Below are 2,998 nucleotides of genomic sequence, written 5' to 3'. Positions count from 1 at the left end.
GTCCTGCATCTGCGGTCGGAGCCGGGTCTGTGGCGGCCCCGACCGCAGATGCAGGACAGAAGACATGATGATGAACGCACCGCCACAAATTCCCTCGATGACGCCGATCCGCTCGATGCACGACCTGCTCGAGGCGCTGCCGACCCTCGGCTATAGCAAGGGGACGGCGAACCAGATCCGGCCGCAGATCAAGCGCTGCGCGCGGGTCTACAACACCGATCTCGCCCGCATTCCCGCCGATCCGGCGGCGTTCGAGGAGAAATGGGGCAGGGGCCGCGTCTCTGCCCTGTCGCTCGGATTTAGCGGCGAGGCGGAGTTTATCGAGTGGCGCAAGCGGGTCCGTGCCGCGCTGAACAGGGCCACGATGCCGGAGCCCGCGCCGCGAAGAGAACTGTTGCCCGCCTGGGTCGACCTTCTCGCGCTTGCGAAGGCCAACGGCGGGGTCAATCGACCGCTGCCGCCGCATCTCGATTTGAGCCTCGGCCTCGTCGCCCGCCTGGCGTCGCCGGCCGGGATTGCGCCGCAGGGCGTGACGGACGACTGGGCAGCAACGGCGATCGGGACGCTGACCGGGAAGGACCGGCGGACGTTCCGCCGCGGGCTGTTCGCGATCGCCACGTTGCTCGCGCATCACGACGATGTCCCGGGCCTTGCAGCTCTGCTTCCGCGCCACGCTCCCGCACTCCCGCCCGCAGCCCAGGTTCCGACCTCCCGCCTGCGCCGCGGCGCGCCAGCGGCCGGGCGGCTCTGGGCGGAGTTCGACGCCTTCGTTGCCGCCAAACGCGGGGGTCAGGGCCTGCAACTCCTGCGGCTGCCGGACGAAACTTCGTTTTCTGAGCGGACTGCACGAGGCTACGAGCATACGCTGACCGCGGCGCTCGGTCTTCTCGACAGAGCAGATGCGCTTCCCCCTCAGGCGGAACTTGGTCTCGACCTTTTTGCCGATCCGACGGTTCTCGAGACGGTCGAGTCAGTCTGGCTGGCCCGTCAGGCCTCGGGAGAGGTCGGGCGCAAGACCTCGACGCTGCATCACATGATCTGTCGGCTCGTCCATGTCGCGGAGTGGACCGGTGTCAGTGACGCGACCCGTGCCGCGCTTCACGAGATCCGCAGCCGCGTGCAGGAGGCGACCCCGTCCTACGCCTCGATGTCCCCCTCGCGGCTGGAGTGGATCAAGCGGTTCGCGAAGAGCCCGGCGCAACAACGCGCGGTGCATGACCTGCCCGAGCGGCTGCGCCGCGACGCCGACGAGCTGGCGGCGAACTGGCCGAAGCTCGCTCAGCGCGAACGCATGCGGGCCCTGACGCTCGGCATCGCCGCTCTGCAAGCCGGGCTGCTCTTCCGCTGTGTGCCCCTCCGGGCTGCGAACCTGGCCGGGCTGCGGTTCCGCGGCGAGAGCCCGCATCTCGACCTGCGCGAGGGACAGCTGCGCATCACGATTCCCGGCGAAGAGGTCAAGAACCGCAAGTCGATCGAAGCGGAAGCAGACTCTGATTTGTGCAACCTGCTCCTCTGGTATCTTCGTGTGGTCCGGACGCGGTTAATCGATGAACATCCCTACCGCCGGCATCTCGCGGACAGTGACTACCTGTTTCCGTCGGAGTCCCGCGATGCGCCGCTTGAGGAAACGAGTTTTGCCGCGCATTTCCGCGCAGGCTGCCGTCATGTCGGGCTCGACATGACGTTGCACCAGGCGCGCCATGTCTGCGCCTACCTCATCCTCTCCGTCGATCCCTCCGCCTGGGCCGAGGCGGCGGCGGTGCTCGGTGACAGCATCGACACCGTCCGCAAATACTACGCCTGGCTCGATCAGGCGAAGATCCAGAAACAGGGCCAGGACCTGCTCGCGGCGGCACGGCGCAGTGCCAAGCGCCACCAGCCGGCGAAGGGCGCCGCGCTGGCGCCGGCCGCATGACCTTCGACGCAAAGGCGCCCCCGATGCTCTCAGGAACCGACCAGGACCGCCTGGCCCGCTGGCGCCGCCATCTCGCCGCGCGCGGGGTAACCATTCCGACCGCCGAGGACTTTCTTGCATTCGGCCGTCTGTCGACGCTCGAGCGCCTGCGCCCGGTGCTCGCGATGTCTGCACCGGATGAGGTCGGCCCGCTGCGCCTCGCGATCCGGCAGTTGAAACGGGAGAAAAGCGAGAAGGCGCGGCGGGCCGGCCCTGCCCGACCGCGGGGGCCAAGACCGACGCTTACTGTCGGCCTCGAAGCGCTCCCGGCGGACTGGCTTGCCCGTCTCGAAGACTTGCGCGCCGAAAGCGCAAGCAGGCCCGCCGCCAGCCGCCGCTTTTCTCGCCGTCCCCTCGGGCCGTCGCGGCAAAAGCATCTCGAGCATGTCCTGCGCGTCATCGCGAAAGAGCGGATCGAGGCGGCAGCGCCGGTCGTTCTCGACGACGCCTCACTCCGCGGCTGGTTTGCCGCGGCGCGGGAGCGGGGCAGGGCGCTTGCCGGCCTATCCGCAGAACTCGAACTGCTCGCCCGCTTTGTCGAGCCGCTGGATGCGCCGCTGGCACGGCGCATCCGCACCGAACGGGTGGCGCTGATGCCGCTCCTCCGCCGCAAGCGCAAGAAGAAGGAGGACAAGCTCCTTGCGACCGGGCTGACACTCGGCCGGGCCTGGGCGATGGCCGAGGCCCTCCTCACTCAGAGCCGGGCCGCTCCACGTGGCAGTCGCCGTGCGATGACACTGGCCCTCCATGCCACGGCGATCGCCCTGGCTGGTGTCTCGTAGCCCCGCGTTGGGGACCTGCACCGGCTGCAGGTCGGCCGGTCTCTGATTCGGGACGCGGCGGGCTGGCGGATCGAGATCGTCACGAGCAAGACCGGCGCCAGCTATGAGCGAAGCCTCTGGTCCGAGATCGATCCGTTTTTGGAGCGGCTGATGACGCTCGACGCCCCGGGCGGCGATTTTTTGCTGGGCTACGATCACCGGAACGGCACCTGGCTCTTCTCGGTCGACGCCGGAGCCACCCCGCTGTCGGCGGACTGGATCT

Annotated in this window: 2 protein-coding genes; both read left to right on the top strand. The window is 68.7% G+C overall.

Annotated features, from left to right (window positions below; translation table 11 throughout):
* Nucleotides 1-64 precede the first annotated feature (64 nt).
* Nucleotides 65-1,915, top strand: coding sequence for a hypothetical protein (locus tag Q0Q47_RS31080; RefSeq protein WP_293869060.1), 1,851 nt, complete (start codon nucleotides 65-67; stop codon nucleotides 1,913-1,915).
* Nucleotides 1,912-2,736: a hypothetical protein gene (locus Q0Q47_RS31075; RefSeq protein WP_293869058.1), complete on the top strand. Its 825-nt coding sequence runs from the start codon at nucleotides 1,912-1,914 to the stop codon at nucleotides 2,734-2,736. Before Q0Q47_RS31080 ends, Q0Q47_RS31075 begins: the two co-directional genes overlap by 4 nt.
* The last annotated feature ends 262 nt before the right edge of the window (nucleotides 2,737-2,998 follow it).

The sequence above is a fragment of the uncultured Alsobacter sp. genome (assembly GCF_945952055.1).
Classification (GTDB): Bacteria; Pseudomonadota; Alphaproteobacteria; order Rhizobiales; family Beijerinckiaceae; genus Alsobacter.
Note: the sequence above shows the minus strand (reverse complement) of the source record. Positions and strands in the feature narration are given on the sequence as shown.